Here is a 16,773-nt window from a genome sequence, read left to right on the forward strand (position 1 = left end):
AAGCTACCGCCTCCGGGCCCGTCGCTCCCAAAGGCGGTTTACCCGTCCCCGGTTCAGGAGCGTGGTTTACGCCGTTCGGGTCGCTTGCCGCCGTCGCGATCGCGACGCGGTCCGGCGCGGAACGGACGTCCGCCCGGCGGCCCGGAATCGAGCTGCAGCTGAATCAGCTGGCCGCTGATCCTGGTGCGCCGCAACGCTTCCAGCGTCTCCGAGGATAGGTCGGCGGGCAGTTCGACCAGGCTGTGGTCCGGCCGGATGCTGATATGTCCGAAATCGCTGCGGCGCAGTCCGCCCTCATTGGCGATGGCGCCGACGATCGCGCCTGGCACCACCCGGTGCCGCTTGCCGACGCTGATCCGGTAGGTCGCCAATTCGGCTCCGGTGCCGCGGTGATGCGATGGACCGCGATCTTCGCCCTCGAATCCGCGCGCTGGGCGGTCGCCGCGCGGCATGCGTTCGCGCTGCGGGCGTTCGACCGGCTCCGGCTCGGGCTCCATGAAGAAGTTGTCGCCGTCGTAACCGCTGACCGCCAGTGCCGCCGCGATATCAACGAGCGGAATGTTGTGCTCGCGCTCGTAGTCCTCGATGAGCTTGCGGAACAGCGCCAAGTTCGTCGAGCTGAGATTCTCGGTGATCGAATCGCCGAATTTGGCGACGCGCTGGGTGTTCACATCATCGACGCTGGGCAGCTGCATTTCGGTCAGCGGATGCCGGGTAGCACGCTCGATCGCCTTGAGTAGATGCCGTTCCCGCGGTGCGACGAACAGCAGCGCCTCACCGCTGCGCCCAGCCCGGCCGGTGCGGCCGATCCGGTGCACATAGGACTCGGTGTCGTGCGGAATGTCGTAGTTGACCACATGCGAGATGCGATCCACATCGAGTCCGCGGGCGGCGACATCGGTGGCGACCAGAATGTCGAGCGCACCGGACTTCAGCTGGCCGATGGTTCGCTCACGCTGGTTCTGCGCGATATCGCCATTGATCGCCGCGGCGGAGAATCCACGCGAGCGCAGCTTTTCGGCCAGTTCCTCGGTGGCCTGCTTGGTGCGCACGAACAGGATCATCGCCTCGAACGACTCGACCTCGAGAATCCGGGTGAGTGCGTCGAGCTTGCGCTGATGCGAGACCTGCACCCAGCGCTGGGTGATGTTGGTAGCGGTGGAGGTCTTCGACTTGACGGTGATCTCGACCGGTTCGCGCAGATACTTCTTGGAGATGCTGCGGATCGCCGAGGGCATCGTCGCGGAGAAAAGCGCGACCTGCTTCTCGCGCGGGGTGTCGGCGAGGATGCGCTCGACATCCTCCTGGAACCCCATCTTCAGCATCTCGTCGGCCTCGTCGAGCACCAGATACTGCAGCTGCGACAGGTCGAGCGTGCCCTTCTCCAGGTGGTCGATCACCCGGCCCGGCGTGCCCACCACGACATGCGCGCCGCGGCGCAGGCCGGAGAGTTGGACGCCATAGGCCTGGCCGCCGTAGATCGGCAGCACATGCAGTCCGGGAATGTGGGTGGCATATCGCCCGAATGCCTCGGCGACCTGGATCGCGAGTTCGCGCGTCGGGGCCAGCACGAGGGCGCGCGGAAGTTTGCCGGTCGCCTCGATACCCATGAGGATCGGGATGGCGAATGCCGCGGTTTTGCCGGTGCCGGTCTGGGCCAGCCCGACCACATCGGCGCCTTCGAGCAGCGGTGGAATGGTCGCGGCCTGGATGGGAGACGGCGACTCATAACCCACATCGGCGATGGCCGCGAGGATGCGGTCATCGATGCCCAGATCGGCGAAGGTCGGGCCGTCGTTGTCCCTGTCGTTGTCGCCAGGAACGCTGTCGACCTGATTGGTACTCATTGACCAGCAGTTTACTGCCTCCCGGTGGTCGTCCCGGCCACCGGGCCAATACGGTGAGACGTATGCAACCCGAAAGCGTGTCCGCGCATCACGATCCGACGACATCGGCGGTGGCTGTGGCGGTGGTTCAATTCGCGCCGGGAACCGATCCGACCAGCAATCTGCGAACGCTGCGCGAGTATGTTCGCGCGGCCTCCGAACGGGGTGCGAAGGTGGTGGTCGCGCCCGAATACTCGATGTTTGCCGTGACCCGGCTCGACGAGCGGGTCGTGGCCGTCGCCGAACCGCTGACCGGGCCGTTCGTCACTGGCCTCGGCGATATCGCGCGCGAATGCGGGGTGTATCTGGTCGCCGGAATGGTCGAGCAAGTGGCGCCGGAAGCGGGTCGGATCCGCAATACCCTCGTCGTGCTCGGACCCGATGCGAACCTGGTGACGAAGTACCGCAAGGTTCATCTCTACGACGCGTTCGGACATCTCGAATCCGATGTCGTCGAGCCGGGTGCGATCGAGGCGCCGGCCACCTTCACGGTCGGTGCTGTGACATTCGGCATGCAGACCTGTTTCGATCTTCGGTTCCCGGAAGGCTGCCGTCGCGTCGCGGCTGCGGGCGCACAGGTGCTTGTGCTGCCGGCGCAGTGGATTCCCGGTCCGGCGAAGGTTGATCAGTGGACGACGTTGCTGCGTGCACGTGCCATCGAGAACACCGTCTACATGGCCGCTGCCGATCAATGCGCCCCGCGTGGTGCTGGCGCGTCGATGATCATCGACCCGACCGGTGCCGTCCTCGCTGAACTCGGCGACGAACCGGGCGTGCTCACCGCCGATATCGACCTCGAACAGCTCGCCACGGTCCGCCGCACCAATCCCAGCCTGGCATTGCGGCGATTCGCGGTCACCGAGCGCGCACCGGAGTAGCGTTAATTCGGATGATCTACTCCGATCGGACAGCGGCCGGTCGCGCGCTGGGTTCGGAACTCGGCCACCTGCGTGCGATGCAACCGCTGGTGCTCGGACTGCCCCGCGGTGGGGTTCCGGTGGCGGCCGCCGTGCGCGAGGTAATCGGAGGCGATCTCGATATCCTGTTGGTCCGCAAGCTCGGTGTGCCGTGGCAGCCGGAGTTGGCTATGGGGGCCATCGGTGAGGAAGGTATCCGGGTTCTCAATGAGGATGTGTTGTCGCACACCGGGATAACGCCGCGTCAGGTCGCCGAGATCGAGGAGCTGGAACGGGCCGAACTCGAGCGCCGACGTGAGGTGTGGCGCGGTGATGCCAAGCCGATCCCGATCGCCGGCCGCACGACGGTGATCGTGGACGACGGCATGGCGACCGGGGCGACGGTGGCCGTCGCATGCCGGGTCGCCCAACTGCATCAACCGACGCGGATCGTCGTTGCGGTGCCGGTGTCGTCCTCCGAGGCGCTGCGCCGGGTGGCCGCAGAGGCGGATGAAGTGGTCTGCCCATGGGTGCCGCGGTCGCTCGGCGGCGTCGGAATGGCGTACCGCGACTTCCACCAGTTGGCAGACGACGAGGTCACCACGCTCCTCGCATGAGGTGCCCGCGCCGATCGAGGACCGTGGTGCCATTGCCGACCATGGCCTCAGCGCCGACCGACGCACACGCCGATCAGGGGCGCGGTCACCAACGCTCGGCCAAGGTGAGGGTGCGTTCGGCCGCGGTGACCATCGGCCGCAGTTGTGCGGTGAACCGTTGGGCGGTGACCGGCACGATATCTACATCGATCCCGGTGCGCACCGAGTACCTACCGTCGCCGATCACATCAATCCAGCACAGCACCCCGAAGGGACGCAGTTCGCCGTCGGCTCGGCGCACCGAGACCACGATCTGGCCGATACCGTCGCGGGATTGCCGGAGCAGCTTGCGAATTCGGGTCGGCGTGGTGGGTCCGGCTACCGGCACGGTCACCAGATCCCGGCTGTCCTCGTTGACCCGGGCCAGCGGTGCGGTCAATTGCGGTGTGGTGCCGGACGTATTCTCCGGCAGCACCGAAATCACCCGTGCGGAAAGGTTTTTCACGCGATCGACGAAAAGTCGTATATCGCCGCCGCGGTCGGTGGTCGCGCCCGCGCGTTGCGCCGCGACCACCGCGATATCTCCGGCGATCGCACCGAGTACCCGAACCGGACGCGATTGCGCCGCGATGCTCGGCTGGGCGACTACGGGACCGGTCTGTTCGACCAAACCCGTCGCCTCGACCGTGCCGTCCTGCCCGCCATCGACTCCCGCCGATGGCTCTGCGGTATCGCGCTCGCCGAAGACCTCGATACGCACGGTGGGACGGGCCAGCACCCGCAATGCGCCTTCCAGGTCGGCGTCGAGAGTCTCATCGCACCAACGATTGAGGGCGGGGAGTTGGGCGGTGCGCTCTGCGGTATCGCGAGCCGACAGGCGCACGGCGAGTGGGTAGGGGATGCGGTCGCCATCGGTGCGGGCCCAGGCCATGGCGAACTGGTCCGGGGTCAGCGTCCAGTTCACTCCAGTTCGGTCCATTCGCCGACGACCGGGGGTGTCGTCGGATCCATATCACCGATCAGCTCACCGCCGTCATCGGCCGGTTCCAGGAAGGTCAGATCGTCGTCGAAGAAGTGGTAGTCGTCGTCGTACTCGTCCTCTTCGTGGGCCGCGCGGGCAGCGGCCGCACTGGTGCTCATGCCGGAGCGCGTGCTGTCGCCCGCGACCATCGCGCCGCCCATGAGTCCGCCGACCGCACCCGCCCCGACACCGTTGATCGCGTCGCTGCTCGCATCACGCTTGCGCTCATCACGTTTGCGCTCATCGTCGGTGTTGGAGGTGCCGGGAACCGTCGGGGCGATTACCGAGGTGGATGCGGCGGTGGTCACCGGTGCGGTGGTACCCGGTCGCACCGAGTGATCCGGTGTGGTCGTCGGTGTGGTGGCTGCGGCGGCGCTCGTTGCTGGGGAATCCGCCGTCGGCACAACGGGTTCGGCGGCGGCGGCGGGTGCGGTGTCGGCAGTGGTCCCCACCGGAGGGACAGTGGTCGGCGCACTCGCCGGTTGAGTCGCCGCGGTGGGCTCGACGGTGGTGTGCGGTGCGGTCGGTACCGCCGCAGTCGTCGAAACCGTTGGGGTGGTGAGGGTTTGCGTACCGCTGTCGAGGACGGTCGTCGCGGATACCTGAGCGGCAGGTGTGGTGGCGCAGGACTGCGGCACCTCAGCGGTCACCGCATCGGGGAAGGCGGGCACACCGGATCCTGTCGCGATGAACACATTCGTGTAGATGCTGTCCATCGCCTGCACCGCATCCTGGCGGATGCCGTCGGCGGATTTCTGTGTGGCGGTGTTCTCGGTCGCCTTGGTCGGATCCAGCAGTGCACCAGCTAGATCCGTTGTCTCGCTGGATGGTTCGACCACGGCCGCCCGCAGTGCCTCGGCGGCATCGCCCGCCTGGCCGAGCCGCTGACCGACCGCGGCCATGACATCGGCGAGTTGCTGTCCGTGCCGCTCGAATTCGCGCACCGCTGCCGCGGCGGCATCCGCCGCGGCACCGCGCCAACCGTCGGCCATCGCGGCCCGAATCTCGCTGTGCGCCTGTTCGACTGCGGTGGCGAGTCCGGTTGAACTGCCTTGCCACGCCTGCTGTCCGGCTGACAGGACAACCGGATTCATCAACTGGACACCGTTGTGGATTTCGCGATGCGACAGGTTGTCGAAAATTTCGACGGTCTGCGCGTAGTTGGGGTCGGTGTAGCTGGGGTCGGCATATCGGATGGGGGTCTTCTCACCGGAGTGCGGCATCTTACGCATGCGCCGCTCCCGCCACCTCGACCTGACCGACCGCGGCTGCCAGATCCGTATCGGCCCGGGTGTATGCCGCTCCGGCCGCGCGGAAGGTCTGCGCGAGTGCCCTTGCGGCGTCGGCGTATGCGCGCAATCGAGTGATCGCGTCGTCGGCCTTGTCTTCGAAGCCGCGCCGCAGCGCCGCACCGGAATCGAAGCCGCCGAAGCCGGGAAGCGATGTGGCACTACTCAATACGGCGATCTGGGCCTCGACCTCATCGGCGAGTTGTGCATAGCGCCTAGCGCACTGTTCGTGTGCCCCCTCGGCGACCAGCACCCCATCGATCCAGAGCTGGCCATCGTCGATCGCTTGATTCAGCGCTGTCACGTCCGACATTTCGCCGCCCCCTTCCTCGTCGTGCTGCCCGCGCAGCCGTGATCAACTCACCGGTGCGCCAACCCCACGACGACACCCTGCATCCAGTCCGCGATGTCGGCAGCGACCCGCGCGTGCACCGGCTCGTGCAACAGGTCGTGCCCGGCGTCGGCGTACTCACGCAAACTTACCCAATCGTGGCGACGAGTCCAGCCCCTCATCGCATCGATCGGCGCCCGTCGGTCCTCGATACCGTGCACGGCGAGAATCGGCAGGGTGCTCGGCAACGGCGTGCCGGGTGCACCGGGCGCGCCGCCGCCGAGCGCGCGCTTCGGCACTCCGGACAGCACCAGCCCGACCAGTTCGGTCGGCGGCAGGCTCGGACGCAGCGGGTACTTGGCCTCTAATCCGTGCAAGTCGTCGGCCGCGCTGGTCTGATCCGGGACCGCCGCGCCCAGAATGCCCAAGGCGGTGACCGCCCCGAGTGAATGGCCCATCAGCATCAGCGGCCTGCCCGGCAATTCCGCGCGGACCAGCTCGATCAGCCGCATCGCATCGTCCACCAGTTCCACCAGCGTGCCGGGGTTGTTCGGATCGCCCTCGCTCAACCCGTGCCCCGTGGTGTCCAGCGCCCACAGTTCGATCCCGGCGGAAGTCGCGGTGCGGGCAAAGCGGTGGTAGTGGCCGCTGTGCTGGCCCATTCCGGGCAAGAGCACCGCGGTCGCCGTCGGGTGGTCGACCGGCCATCGCCGATAATGCATCCGTCCGCGTGCGCCATCGAAGAAGGGCATCTGTAAATACTGTCAACTCGGGGGGATGCAGTCGAGTTCTTGACATAACTACTTGCCAGTTAATAACTGACAAGTTGGCTAGACTTCCGGCCGATAGGTCGGGCAGAAGAGTCGAGGTTCGCTTTGAGAAAGCTGCATCGTCCGAACGTAGGACTGTGGGCGGCTGCTTTCGCGCTGAGCTGTGCCGGTATGGATGCATCGGCTGCCATGGCCGAAGCCGAGCCGGGCACGGTCGCCGCATGCGCGTCGGCCCGAGCCGCCACGGCCGTGCCAGCCGGACTGCCAGTGCTCGACTGGTCGGAGAACGTTGGCTACGACGCGCTGGGCAACCTGTGGGTGTCGCGGCTGTACCGCAATGAGGTGCAGCGCTACGACAGCGCGGGCCGGTTGACCGCCACGGTGCCGGTCGAATTCCCGGGCGCGGTTCGGCTCGGACCGGACGGACTGCTGTACGTCGTCTTCGGTGATTCACCGACGAGCGCCGTGCGTCCGGGTGGCGTAGTGCGCTTCGATCCCGATGACCCTCGGCCTACGGTATTCGCCTCCGGATTCACCATGCCCAATGGCGCCGCCTTCGATGCGCAGGGCAATCTGTACGTCGCGGCCGGCCTCGGCGTGATTCGGATTCGTCCGGACGGTGTCGTCGATGCGGACTGGACTGCGCGGGCGAACTACGCCGGCGCGAATGGCATTGTAGTGCGGGATAATTCGATCTATCTCAGTATGAACGGCAATCCGCTCGGTCGGATCGTGCGTTTCCCGATCGATGATCCGGGCCGCGTCGCCGTGGTCGCGGACTTGACGGTGTCACCCGGTGTGCCGGACTTCGCGGACGATTTCATCATCGATGACGCGGGCGTGCTCTACGTGACCACAGTGACCGGCCAGTTGGTTCGCGTCGATCCGGGCACGAACAGCGCATGCGCCGTACTGACCGACCAACCGATGACATCGGTGGTCGCCGTGCCCGGCCGTTCCGATGAACTCCTCGCCGGCACCGAGAGCGGCGCCATCCTGCGGATTCGCTTACCGCACTGAGCCGTTCAGTCCTCGATAAGGTCCGGTGGTGCTGCCTGACGCCAGGAATCCAGCAGGATGTCGTACAGCTCATCGATATCTTCTACAGCGGTGAGCCGGGCCCGGACCCAGGATGAGGATGCCTCGTGCGGCGGGACCCAGAACTTGTCCGGTTCGGCGGCGATGAGTTCCTCGCGATCGTGTTTGGGGCAGCGGATAGCGAACGAGGTCTGATCGTCGGGGATGGTGACGAACATTTTGCCCGCCACATCGAAGGTGGGATGGTTCCAGCGTTCCTTCTCCACGGTCTTGGGAAAGGACAACGCGATGCGGCGCACATCGTCGGCGTCGAGCACGGTTCAGGCCTCCGGTTCGGAAATCGGACCCCTATCGTGCACATCGCTTCCTCGGCCATCAAGTGACGGCGTCGGTTATCCGGGACGCGATCGTACGCAACCGCTCCACCAGGACGGGAGGCTCGTGGACACGGAAGTCCGCGCCGAGGTCGATCAGGCGGTATGCCAACCAGGTCGGGTCGTCGTCGCGGGTGGCATCCAGTCGGCAGGAGTTGTCGTCGATGGGTGCGATATCGCCGGGGGAGTCGCCGAGACGTCCCGCGACCCGGCCGATCGGGGCCTGGATCGTTATGCGCACGCGGAACAGCGGTGTGCCCCAATCGGTGCGGCGGCCGGCCACATAGGCGGCCGGATCCGCGGCGGGCAGCTCTCGGGGGCGGTAGCGGACGCCGGTCGGCTGCGGCCGGTCGATGCGATCGACGCGGAAGATGCGCCAGTCGTTGTGGTCTACATCGTGGCCGACGAGGTACCAGCGGCGGCGCGACGGCACCAGTGCGACCGGTTCGATATGCCGACGGGTTTCGGCACCGGATTCGCTGCGATACGCGAAACGCACACGCTCCCTATTTGTTACGGCCGCGGCCAGCGCGGTCAGCACCTCGGGATCGACGGCCGGGGCGTCATCGGTGTGCGGCACCAGGGCGGTGCCGAGTACCCGCACGCGGCGGCGCAGTTTCGCGGGCAGCACCTGCTCCAGCTTGGCGAGCGCGCGCACCGAGGCCTCCTCGATGCCGACGATGGCCGATCCCGCGGCAGCACGCAGCCCGACCGCAATGGCGACCGCCTCCTCGTCATCGACCAATAGCGGCGGCATCGCGGCACCGGCCACCAGGCGGTAGCCGCCCGTCGCACCCATCGATGCCTCGACCGGGTAGCCGAGTTCGCGTAGGCGATCGATATCGCGGCGCACGGTGCGGTCGGTGACGCCGAGGCGTTCGGCCAGTTCACTGCCCGGCCATTCCCGTGGTGTCTGCAATAGCGAGAGCAGGCGCAGCAGTCGGGCGGGTGTGTTGTTCATGATTTTCAGGATTCCAGATAACTAGGACATAAATAGTCCTACTTGGCCCCTAACGTGGTCGCTGTACCCGATAGCTAGGAGTCATGCCGATGAACGAGATTCGTCCCTTCCACATCGATATTCCGCAGGCCGATATCGACGATCTGATCGACCGGCTGGCCCGCACCCGCTGGTCGGCGCAACTGCCGGGTAACGGCTGGGAGCGCGGAGTCCCGGTCGACTATCTGCGGGAGCTGGCCCAGTACTGGCGCACCGGATTCGACTGGCGGGCGCAGGAGGCGGCATTGAATGAATTCCCGCAGTTCATCACCGAAATCGACGGTCTGGACGTGCATTTCCTGCATGTGCGTTCGCCCGAGCCGGATGCGCTGCCGCTCATCCTGACCCACGGCTGGCCCAATTCGTTCGTCGAGTTCACCAAAACCATCGGCCTGCTGGCCGATCCGCGTGCCCACGGGCTCGATCCGGCGCAGGCATTCCATGTCGTGGTGCCCTCCGTTCCCGGTTTCGCGTTCTCCGAGGGGCCGAAGGAGACCGGGATGACGGTGCGTCGGGTCGCGCGGATGTGGGTCGAGCTGATGGACCGGCTCGGCTATCGGCGCTACGGCGCCCAGGGCGGCGATCTCGGTGCCTACGTCGCTCCCGAAATCGCCCGTATCGCACCGGATCGGGTGGTCGGCGTGCATATCGATGGCGGTATCGGTATGCCGACCGGGGCCGATGTGCCGACCATGACGCCGGAGGAACGCGCGGAATGGGATCAGATGCAGGGCTGGATGTCCGGCGGCGTGAACCACCATGTGCTACTGCGTGCCGCGCCACAGACTTTCGCGCACGCCTGGACCGATTCGCCGGTGGGTCTGCTCGCCTGGCTGATGCAGAAATTCAACGAATTCACCCCGCTGGCCGACTTGGCCGAGGACGTCATGGATCGTGATCATCTGCTGACCAATATCAGCCTGTACTGGTTCACCAACACGGCGGGCACCTCGTCCTGGCCGATGTACAACGGTCTCGGCGATGGCGGATTCGTCTGGCCCACCGGCCAAAAGGCGGTGCCGACGGGCGTCTACGCGGGCGGCTCCGCACTCATGCTGCGTCTGGCCGAGCGCGACAACACCATTGCGCACTGGCCCGAGGGCAATACCGGAAACCATTTCGTGCCGATGGAGCTGCCGGATATGCACGTCGCCGATATCCGGGCGTTCTTCGGCAAGGTGGCTTGAGCGCTCAGTTGTTCAGGTGCGCGATCTCATCCTGCGATATGGAGTCCGCGCTGTTCGGGGCGGCCGGTGCCACGGGTTGTGGCGCCGGAGCCTGAGTCGAGGCGGGCTGGGCCGGTGCGGGCGCGGTGTTCTCCGGTGCCGGAGCTGGCAGCACCGGACGATCCGGAACGTAGAACATCCCGACGGTCGGCGTCATCACGCAGTGCGCGAAAGGGTAGTCGATCATGCCCCACATCGAGGCGATGACGGTGCCGGGGCCGCTGGTCACGGTCTTGGACAGCGTGGGCATGTTGTATTCGGTGCGGTCGTCGAGGGTCGTGAGGCCACTCGCGCCGGTATTGACGTTCAGCCAGGCCACGACGAGACCGGAGGACAGCGGCGCGCCCGAATGCGCGGGTGTCGCGCTGAACCGCAAGGTGCCGGGCAGCGGATCCGCGGCGCCATAGGGGTTGGAGCCGTCGGTGGAGGCCGCCGCGATAATCGTGGTGACCGGGCCGACGCTACCGCAACCGAAGGTCGGCGCGGCATAGGCGAAAGGTGTGAACGCGGCCGAGACATTGCGCAGTTCGGCGATGTCCACCATCTTGGTGAACTGGTTCAGCGCGCCGACGCCCGCTTGGGCGGTCGGATCGGATCCGGCATCGGTGGTGAGTTGTTCGAGTCCGGCGTCGACGGGGGATGGGTCGGCGACCGCCGTGCCGGTGAGGGCGAGGACCGCGCCGATCCCGAGAGATGTCACTGCCGCGGTGGTGCGTGCGATGGATCTGCCGTTCACTCGTTCTCCTCGATACCGAACACCGGGATAGTGCAGCAACGTACCAGCTCGTCGCGTACGCCGCCCAGGGACTCCCGGGCAACCGCTCGGGGCTGACGCGCGACACCTACCCGACCCACCCCTGTGACCCACTCGACAGTGCGAGATTACCGGGGGGTAGGTTTGACTCGGACGTACGAGACACACCGGGAGATGTGTATGAAACTAAGTCTGACGCCCGACGAGGTGAGCTTCCGCGACGAGCTGCGGAACTTCTACCGGACGCAGATCCCCGCCGACATCCGTGACCGCGTCAAATACGGCCGCGAACTGTCCCGCGAGGACATCGTCACTGCGCACAAGATCCTCAATGACCACGGTCTGGCCGTGCCGAACTGGCCGGTCGAGTGGGGCGGCAAGGATTGGACGCCGATTCAGCGGCATATCTGGCAGGACGAAATGCAGCTGGCCTCGGTGCCCGAGCCGCTGACGTTCAATGCCCAGATGGTCGGTCCGGTCATCGCGCACTTCGGCTCGCAGGAGATCAAGGAGCGCTTCCTCCCGCCGACCGCCGCGCTGGATATCTGGTGGTGCCAGGGCTTCTCCGAGCCCGACGCCGGATCCGATCTGGCCTCGCTGCGCACCACCGCGGTGCGCGACGGTGACTCCTACATCGTCAACGGCCAAAAGATCTGGACCACCCTGGGCCAGTACGCGGACTGGATCTTCTGCCTGGTCCGCACCGATCCGAGCGCAGCGAAGAAGCAGGCTGGCATCTCCTTCCTGCTCTTCGATGTGAAATCTCCCGGCGTCACCATCCGCCCGATCAAACTCATCGACGGCGGCTACGAGGTCAACGAGGTCTTCTTCGAGAATGTGCGGGTGCCCGCCGATCAGCTGGTCGGCGAGGAGAACCAGGGCTGGACCTACGCGAAATTCCTGCTCGGCAACGAGCGCACCGGCATTACCGGTGTCGGGCGCACCAAGGTCAAGCTCGGTGTCGCGAAGGAGTACGCGCGCCAGACCAAGTCGGGTTCGGGCACCCTGCTCGAGGATCCGATCTTCGCCGCGCGCATCGCCGAACTGGAGAACGAACTGCTCGCACTGGAACTGACCCAGCTGCGCGTGGTCTCCAACTCCTCCGACGGTAAGCCGAATCCGGCCTCGTCGGTGCTCAAGCTGCGCGGTTCGGAACTGCAGCAGGCCGCGACCGAGCTGCTGCTCGATATCGCGGGCCAGGACGCACTGCCGGTCGATGCCGCCGATATCGCCTCGCCCGGTTGGGCACAGCGCAGCGGCCCCAGCTATCTGAATTACCGCAAGACCACCATCTACGGAGGCTCCAGCGAGGTGCAGCGCACCATCATCGCCTCCACGATCCTCGGATTGTGAGGCGCAGCCATGGATTTCGAACTCACCGATGAACAGGTCATGCTGCGCGACACGGTTCGCGAGCTGCTGGCCCGCAACTACGATCCCGAGACCCGTCTGAAGGTTACCGACACCGAACTCGGCTGGAGTCGCGATGTCTGGAACCAGCTGGCCGAACTCGGCGTGCTCGGTCTGAGCTTCACCGAGGAGGACGGCGGCGTCGGCGCCGGTCCCGTCGAGACGATGGTCGTTCTCGAGGAGATCGGGCGTCGGCTCGCACCCGAACCGCTGCTGGATGCGGTGCTGGTGCCGGGTGGTCTGGTCGCCCGGGTCGGCAGTGCCGAACAGCGCCAGCGGATTCTGCCCGAGGTGACCGGTGGCACCAAGCTGCTCGCGTTCGCACACGCCGAGCCGGGTGTGCGCTGGCCGTCCACCGAACTCGCGACCACCGCTGTGCGGCAGGGGGATTCGTGGGTGCTGACGGGTCTGAAGAATCCGGTTCCGCACGGCGACAGCGCCGATGAGCTGGTGGTCAGCGCGGTGCTGCCGACCGGTGGTATCGGACTGTTCCTGGTGGATCCCGCCGGGGTGCAGCGCAAGTCGTACCGGACCTTCGACGGTCAGCGTGGCGCGCAGATCGAATTCGACAAGGTCCCGGGCGAATTGCTCGGTGACAATATCGACGCCGCCGAGGCGGTGCGGGTCACGATCGGGCACGCCCAGGCCGCGTTGTGCGCTGAGTCGATCGGTGCGATGGAAGAGGCGCTGCGGCTGACGACCGATTATCTGAAGACGCGTAAGCAGTTCGGCGTCACCCTGTCGAAGTTCCAGACGCTGACCCAGCGGGCGGCGAATATGTATGTCTCGCTGGAACTGGCGCGCAGTATGAGCCTCTACGCGAATGCGTCGCTGGCCGACGGTGCCGCGGCTGGATCCGATGGCTCCGCAAGCTCCGTAGACGCGGTCGTAGCCTCGCGGGCGCGGCTGCAGATCGGCCGGTCGGCTCGGCATATCGGCCAGGAGGCGATCCAGATGCACGGCGGCATCGGCGTCACCGCGGAATACCCGGTGAGCCATTACGTCGCTCGGCTCACCGCGATCGAGCGCACGCTCGGTGGTGGGCTGGAGCATCTGCGGGTGCTCAGTGCCCAGGTCGGTGATTACGACCTGCCGGAGCTGTAGGGTCCGATAGTTCCGAACGGCGGCGCGTGCGAGTCATGCGCCGCCGTTTCGCTATTCGTCGTCGCTCTGCCCCGGCGAGCTGGCCGTCGGTACGCGGCGTGTCGTCGGCGCCTCTTCGACGGTCGGGTCGACGGCAGAACGCGGCTGGGTGGTCGGCGGCGGCTCGGCTTCCGTGGTGAAGGCAGGCGGCGGTGTGGAGGTCTGTGCCCCTCGGCTCGTGGATTCGGGCAGGGCCGTCGGCGGAACGGTGAAATCGACCGACTTGCGCGGCGGTCCCGGGCGCGCGACCTGCCAGCTCGGCGACGGCGGGATGAACACCTTCGCGACCGCCGAGGTGGTGGTGCCGTAACGCACGGCCGGGACGGCGTCATTGGCGGATTTGATCGGCGGGGGTGCGACGTAGGTGTCGTGCTTACCGATTCCGCAGGCGCCGATGAGAACGAGTCCAAGAGAGACCGCGCCCGCGGCGATCACCGGACCGGCGATCTTGGTCCTGCTGCTCTCCATCGGTGACACTCCTCGTCGTTCGAGTGGGGCTCACAATAATCGAGGCCGGTCGACCCGGCCAGGCGAGGGAACACGGCAAGCGTGCGGCGCCCCAGCGCAATTAAACAGCGGTGATTCAGATATCGAATTGGTGTCTCTTCGGCGTGTCGCGGGAACGTGTCGTGGTCGAACCACGTCCCGGGCCGTAGCGTGTGTGATCAAAGTTACGCGTGAGACGCCAGTACTTAGATGAGAGACGCGCGGTGCAAATCGGGCGCCGGCAATACTCTGATCGGCGTCATCGAGGAGTTGATGATGGGAGCTTACTCGACAACTCCGTTGCGAGCCTCCGCCACGGCCGACGAATCGGCCGCCCCGGAAACTTCGCAGCAAGTCGTGTCGAACCCGCCGGTGCGCACCCTGTCCACGATTTTGTCGCGGATAGCGGCCTGGCTGATTTTCATCGGCGGCATTGTCGGAGCCGTGCTCGGCATCGCCGGACTGCACGTCGAAATCACTGTCGCCGGACTGATTCTGGCGTGCACGGCCGGTCTGGTGCTACTGAAGCTGCGCGCCGATCGAACCAGCTGAACCGCGCCAGGTGGCGCGGGTAAATCGCGAGCGCACAGGACTTTCGGGCTCTAGCGTGATTCGGTATGAGAATCGAGATCACCGCCGATGCCGCGCGGTTCCGGTCGCTGACCGAGCCGTTTCTGCTGTGTGATCCACTGCGGCACACGGTGATCACCACCGGCATCGCCAACCACCTGACCGGCATGCAAGTCGATGCCGACCATTCGCGGTTCCTGTCGGTCCACGATGCGGATGCGACGGTGATCGGTGTCGCCATGCGCGCGGCCGGGCGCGGGGTGTATCTCGGTGCGCTACCCGCGGGAAGTGTTGTGCCCGTTGCCGAGGCGCTGGCCGAGGTAGCCGCGGATGCGGACGGGGTCGAGGGCGCGACCGAGGACGCCACCGAATTCGCCGAGCACTGGGGCAAACGGCACCGTATCGGCTATCGCGAGGCGTACTCGACCCGCCTCTACCGGCTCGCGGAACTGAACTTTCCGAGTATCGTCGGATCAGCTCGCCGCGCAACCGATTCCGATATCGGACTGTGTGTCGAGTGGACCGAAGCCATGCGCCGCGAATCCGGTATGCCGCCACCGAGCCTGACCCCCATCGCCATCCGCAACCGCATCTCGACCGGCCGCTGGTGGCTCTGGGAGCGCGACGGTGAGCCCGTGTCCCTTGCCGCACACCAGGTCCCGGTCTTCGGCTGGTCCCGAATCGGCCCCGTGTACACCCCACCCGCGCACCGCGGCCGCGGCTACGCCAGCATCCTCACCGCCCACGTATCCCGCACCCTGCGTTGGCAGAACCTGCACGTCTGCCTCTTCGCCGACACGGCCAACCCCACCGCGAACCACATCTACCGCACCATCGGCTTCGAACCCGTCCGCGATTTCAGGCACTATCAATTCACCTCGGCCGCAATCGATCTATAGACGGGCGGGCCGCCTGCGGTTCTCAGCAGGTTCGCGTTGCCTGTGCGGTACCAGGTGTCGAGGTGACCCATTCGAAGGCGGTGGCTTTGGAGCGGGCGCCTTCGACGGTGCGGGAGCGGTTGGGTTCGTTCAGGTCGGTGAGTAGGGATTCGGTGAGGGTCACCAGGGTGGCCAGGACTGGTGGGGTGAACCAGGTGGGGCGGGTGGCGAAGAGGATGTCTTCGGTGGAGGTGTTGCCGCTGGCGCCGGGGGCGAAGGGGCAGCCGCCGAGGCCGCCGAGGGAGCCGTCGACCATGGTGGCCCCGGCCTGTAGGGCGGCGAGGGTGTTGGCAACGCCCATGCCCCAGGTGTCGTGTCCGTGGAACACGATGCGGCGGTGCGGGGTCCGGTCGCGCACCGCCGAGATCAGCTCGGATACCTGGGTCGGGTGGGCCTGGCCGAGGGTGTCGGCGATGACGATGTCGGAGGCGCCCTCGGTGCGCGGATCGTTGGCGATGGCCAGAACTCGCTCCGGATCGACGGGACCGTCGAACGGACAGGTGAAGCTGGTGGCGAGGCAGAGCTGGATTTCGCCGCCCGCCTCCCGCGCCAACCGAACGGCATCCGGCATGGCGGCGACACTGTCCTCGGTGCTGCGACCGATATTGGCCTTATTGTGCGCGTCCGATGCGGAGAAGCAGTACTGGAAGTTGCGCACACCCGCGGCGGCGGCCTTCTCCACGTGACGCGGTGTGGCCACCCAGACCCAACAGTGCTGCAGTTCTTCGGGACTCAGCGCGGCGATGAGTTCCATGGTGTTTGCCATCGGCGGCACCAGGTCGGGACGCGCCATCGAACCGATCTCCAGTTCGGGCACGCCGACGGCGAGCAGTTGGCGCACGATATCCACCTTGTGCTCGACCGGCAGCACCTTCCCGGTCAATTGCAGTCCGTCGCGCAGTGTGACATCGCGCAGGATGGATTCCGGCCGCATCGCCCGACCACCGCTCGTGGTCGAGTCGCTACGCGATGCCGTGCTCATCACTGCTCTTTTCCGCTACGTGATGCCACGCTCATCCCTCTTCCTCCCGCGCGTCCGGGACCG

18 protein-coding genes are annotated in these 16,773 nt (G+C 66.4%); 8 read left to right on the forward strand and 10 right to left on the reverse strand.

Translation table 11 applies throughout. The features are described from left to right. Positions 1-53 precede the first annotated feature (53 nt). Complete coding sequence (locus ACIBG0_RS27300; RefSeq protein WP_397036030.1) at positions 54-1,847, reverse strand: DEAD/DEAH box helicase; 1,794 nt, start codon at positions 1,845-1,847, stop codon at positions 54-56. Between the two features lie 62 nt (positions 1,848-1,909). Here ACIBG0_RS27300 and ACIBG0_RS27305 point away from each other — a divergent pair, with 62 nt between their 5' ends. Beyond that, on the forward strand, positions 1,910-2,764 hold the full coding sequence (locus tag ACIBG0_RS27305) for a carbon-nitrogen hydrolase family protein (protein ID WP_397036032.1): 855 nt from the start codon (positions 1,910-1,912) through the stop codon (positions 2,762-2,764). Positions 2,765-2,775: 11 nt separating this feature from the next. Then, positions 2,776-3,399, forward strand: coding sequence for a phosphoribosyltransferase (locus ACIBG0_RS27310; RefSeq protein WP_397036034.1), 624 nt, complete (start codon positions 2,776-2,778; stop codon positions 3,397-3,399). Between the two features lie 85 nt (positions 3,400-3,484). Here the strand turns inward: ACIBG0_RS27310 and ACIBG0_RS27315 are convergent, their stop codons facing one another. The 4 genes from ACIBG0_RS27315 to ACIBG0_RS27330 are packed head-to-tail and all read right to left on the reverse strand — an operon-like array spanning position 3,485 to position 6,771. Continuing rightward, positions 3,485-4,357 (reverse strand): ESX secretion-associated protein EspG, encoded by an 873-nt coding sequence (locus ACIBG0_RS27315; protein ID WP_397036036.1) that lies wholly within the window; start codon positions 4,355-4,357, stop codon positions 3,485-3,487. Further along, entirely contained in the window at positions 4,339-5,631 is a 1,293-nt protein-coding gene (locus ACIBG0_RS27320; RefSeq protein WP_397036038.1) for a WXG100 family type VII secretion target, read from the reverse strand. The genes ACIBG0_RS27315 and ACIBG0_RS27320 overlap by 19 nt, the downstream gene beginning before the upstream one ends. Then, positions 5,624-6,001, reverse strand: coding sequence for a hypothetical protein (locus ACIBG0_RS27325; RefSeq protein ID WP_397036040.1), 378 nt, complete (start codon positions 5,999-6,001; stop codon positions 5,624-5,626). The genes ACIBG0_RS27320 and ACIBG0_RS27325 overlap by 8 nt, the downstream gene beginning before the upstream one ends. Before the next feature lie 47 nt (positions 6,002-6,048). Then, a complete protein-coding gene (locus tag ACIBG0_RS27330; protein WP_397036042.1) occupies positions 6,049-6,771 on the reverse strand; it encodes an alpha/beta hydrolase in 723 nt (240 codons plus the stop codon). Between the two features lie 189 nt (positions 6,772-6,960). Between ACIBG0_RS27330 and ACIBG0_RS27335 the strand changes: the two genes are divergently transcribed. Next, a complete protein-coding gene (locus tag ACIBG0_RS27335; protein WP_397036044.1) occupies positions 6,961-7,809 on the forward strand; it encodes an SMP-30/gluconolactonase/LRE family protein in 849 nt (282 codons plus the stop codon). A 5-nt stretch (positions 7,810-7,814) separates the two neighbouring features. On the opposite strand, the gene ACIBG0_RS27340 is transcribed toward ACIBG0_RS27335, so the two are convergent. Then, the gene (locus tag ACIBG0_RS27340) at positions 7,815-8,144 is read right to left on the reverse strand and encodes an MmcQ/YjbR family DNA-binding protein (protein ID WP_397036046.1); all 330 of its coding nucleotides are present in this window, start codon (positions 8,142-8,144) and stop codon (positions 7,815-7,817) included. Positions 8,145-8,202: 58 nt separating this feature from the next. Continuing rightward, positions 8,203-9,162 carry a helix-turn-helix transcriptional regulator gene (locus tag ACIBG0_RS27345; RefSeq protein ID WP_397036047.1) on the reverse strand — a complete coding sequence of 320 codons (960 nt, stop codon included), beginning with the start codon at positions 9,160-9,162 and terminating at the stop codon, positions 8,203-8,205. A gap of 89 nt (positions 9,163-9,251) precedes the next feature. On the opposite strand from ACIBG0_RS27345, the gene ACIBG0_RS27350 reads away from it, so the two are divergent. Next, the gene (locus ACIBG0_RS27350; protein WP_397036049.1) at positions 9,252-10,388 is read left to right on the forward strand and encodes an epoxide hydrolase family protein; all 1,137 of its coding nucleotides are present in this window, start codon (positions 9,252-9,254) and stop codon (positions 10,386-10,388) included. 4 nt (positions 10,389-10,392) lie between these two features. On the opposite strand, the gene ACIBG0_RS27355 is transcribed toward ACIBG0_RS27350, so the two are convergent. After that, a complete protein-coding gene (locus ACIBG0_RS27355; protein WP_397036051.1) occupies positions 10,393-11,163 on the reverse strand; it encodes a hypothetical protein in 771 nt (256 codons plus the stop codon). Positions 11,164-11,361: 198 nt separating this feature from the next. Between ACIBG0_RS27355 and ACIBG0_RS27360 the strand changes: the two genes are divergently transcribed. Next, entirely contained in the window at positions 11,362-12,534 is a 1,173-nt protein-coding gene (locus tag ACIBG0_RS27360; protein ID WP_397036053.1) for an acyl-CoA dehydrogenase family protein, read from the forward strand. A 9-nt stretch (positions 12,535-12,543) separates the two neighbouring features. After that, positions 12,544-13,695, forward strand: a complete 1,152-nt coding sequence (locus ACIBG0_RS27365) for an acyl-CoA dehydrogenase family protein (protein ID WP_397036054.1) — start codon at positions 12,544-12,546, stop codon at positions 13,693-13,695. 51 nt (positions 13,696-13,746) lie between these two features. Here ACIBG0_RS27365 and ACIBG0_RS27370 read toward each other — a convergent pair whose 3' ends face one another. Further along, on the reverse strand, positions 13,747-14,202 hold the full coding sequence (locus ACIBG0_RS27370; RefSeq protein ID WP_397036056.1) for a hypothetical protein: 456 nt from the start codon (positions 14,200-14,202) through the stop codon (positions 13,747-13,749). A gap of 228 nt (positions 14,203-14,430) precedes the next feature. On the opposite strand from ACIBG0_RS27370, the gene ACIBG0_RS27375 reads away from it, so the two are divergent. Then, positions 14,431-14,772 carry a hypothetical protein gene (locus tag ACIBG0_RS27375; protein ID WP_397036058.1) on the forward strand — a complete coding sequence of 114 codons (342 nt, stop codon included), beginning with the start codon at positions 14,431-14,433 and terminating at the stop codon, positions 14,770-14,772. Positions 14,773-14,837: 65 nt separating this feature from the next. Further along, entirely contained in the window at positions 14,838-15,689 is an 852-nt protein-coding gene (locus ACIBG0_RS27380; RefSeq protein ID WP_397036059.1) for a GNAT family N-acetyltransferase, read from the forward strand. A 22-nt stretch (positions 15,690-15,711) separates the two neighbouring features. On the opposite strand, the gene ACIBG0_RS27385 is transcribed toward ACIBG0_RS27380, so the two are convergent. Continuing rightward, positions 15,712-16,662: a hydroxymethylglutaryl-CoA lyase gene (locus ACIBG0_RS27385; protein ID WP_397036251.1), complete on the reverse strand. Its 951-nt coding sequence runs from the start codon at positions 16,660-16,662 to the stop codon at positions 15,712-15,714. Between the last annotated feature and the right edge of the window lie 111 nt (positions 16,663-16,773).

Origin of the sequence: Nocardia sp. NPDC050630, assembly GCF_044457245.1 — a bacterium.
Taxonomy (GTDB): domain Bacteria; phylum Actinomycetota; class Actinomycetes; order Mycobacteriales; family Mycobacteriaceae; genus Nocardia.

What these genes read in the sequence shown, in the direction of transcription:
- ACIBG0_RS27330 (WP_397036042.1), bottom strand. Translation starts at nt 6,771, where the DNA reads ATGCCCTTCTTCGATGGCGCACGCGGACGGATGCATTATCGGCGATGG.
- ACIBG0_RS27300 (WP_397036030.1), bottom strand. Translation starts at nt 1,847, where the DNA reads ATGAGTACCAATCAGGTCGACAGCGTTCCTGGCGACAACGACAGGGAC.
- ACIBG0_RS27310 (WP_397036034.1), top strand. Translation starts at nt 2,776, where the DNA reads ATGATCTACTCCGATCGGACAGCGGCCGGTCGCGCGCTGGGTTCGGAA.
- ACIBG0_RS27325 (WP_397036040.1), bottom strand. Translation starts at nt 6,001, where the DNA reads ATGTCGGACGTGACAGCGCTGAATCAAGCGATCGACGATGGCCAGCTC.
- ACIBG0_RS27380 (WP_397036059.1), top strand. Translation starts at nt 14,838, where the DNA reads ATGAGAATCGAGATCACCGCCGATGCCGCGCGGTTCCGGTCGCTGACC.
- ACIBG0_RS27365 (WP_397036054.1), top strand. Translation starts at nt 12,544, where the DNA reads ATGGATTTCGAACTCACCGATGAACAGGTCATGCTGCGCGACACGGTT.
- ACIBG0_RS27305 (WP_397036032.1), top strand. Translation starts at nt 1,910, where the DNA reads ATGCAACCCGAAAGCGTGTCCGCGCATCACGATCCGACGACATCGGCG.
- ACIBG0_RS27385 (WP_397036251.1), bottom strand. Translation starts at nt 16,662, where the DNA reads ATGCGGCCGGAATCCATCCTGCGCGATGTCACACTGCGCGACGGACTG.
- ACIBG0_RS27370 (WP_397036056.1), bottom strand. Translation starts at nt 14,202, where the DNA reads ATGGAGAGCAGCAGGACCAAGATCGCCGGTCCGGTGATCGCCGCGGGC.
- ACIBG0_RS27375 (WP_397036058.1), top strand. Translation starts at nt 14,431, where the DNA reads ATGAGAGACGCGCGGTGCAAATCGGGCGCCGGCAATACTCTGATCGGC.
- ACIBG0_RS27335 (WP_397036044.1), top strand. Translation starts at nt 6,961, where the DNA reads ATGGATGCATCGGCTGCCATGGCCGAAGCCGAGCCGGGCACGGTCGCC.
- ACIBG0_RS27360 (WP_397036053.1), top strand. Translation starts at nt 11,362, where the DNA reads ATGAAACTAAGTCTGACGCCCGACGAGGTGAGCTTCCGCGACGAGCTG.
- ACIBG0_RS27320 (WP_397036038.1), bottom strand. Translation starts at nt 5,631, where the DNA reads ATGCGTAAGATGCCGCACTCCGGTGAGAAGACCCCCATCCGATATGCC.
- ACIBG0_RS27315 (WP_397036036.1), bottom strand. Translation starts at nt 4,357, where the DNA reads ATGGACCGAACTGGAGTGAACTGGACGCTGACCCCGGACCAGTTCGCC.
- ACIBG0_RS27350 (WP_397036049.1), top strand. Translation starts at nt 9,252, where the DNA reads ATGAACGAGATTCGTCCCTTCCACATCGATATTCCGCAGGCCGATATC.
- ACIBG0_RS27345 (WP_397036047.1), bottom strand. Translation starts at nt 9,162, where the DNA reads ATGAACAACACACCCGCCCGACTGCTGCGCCTGCTCTCGCTATTGCAG.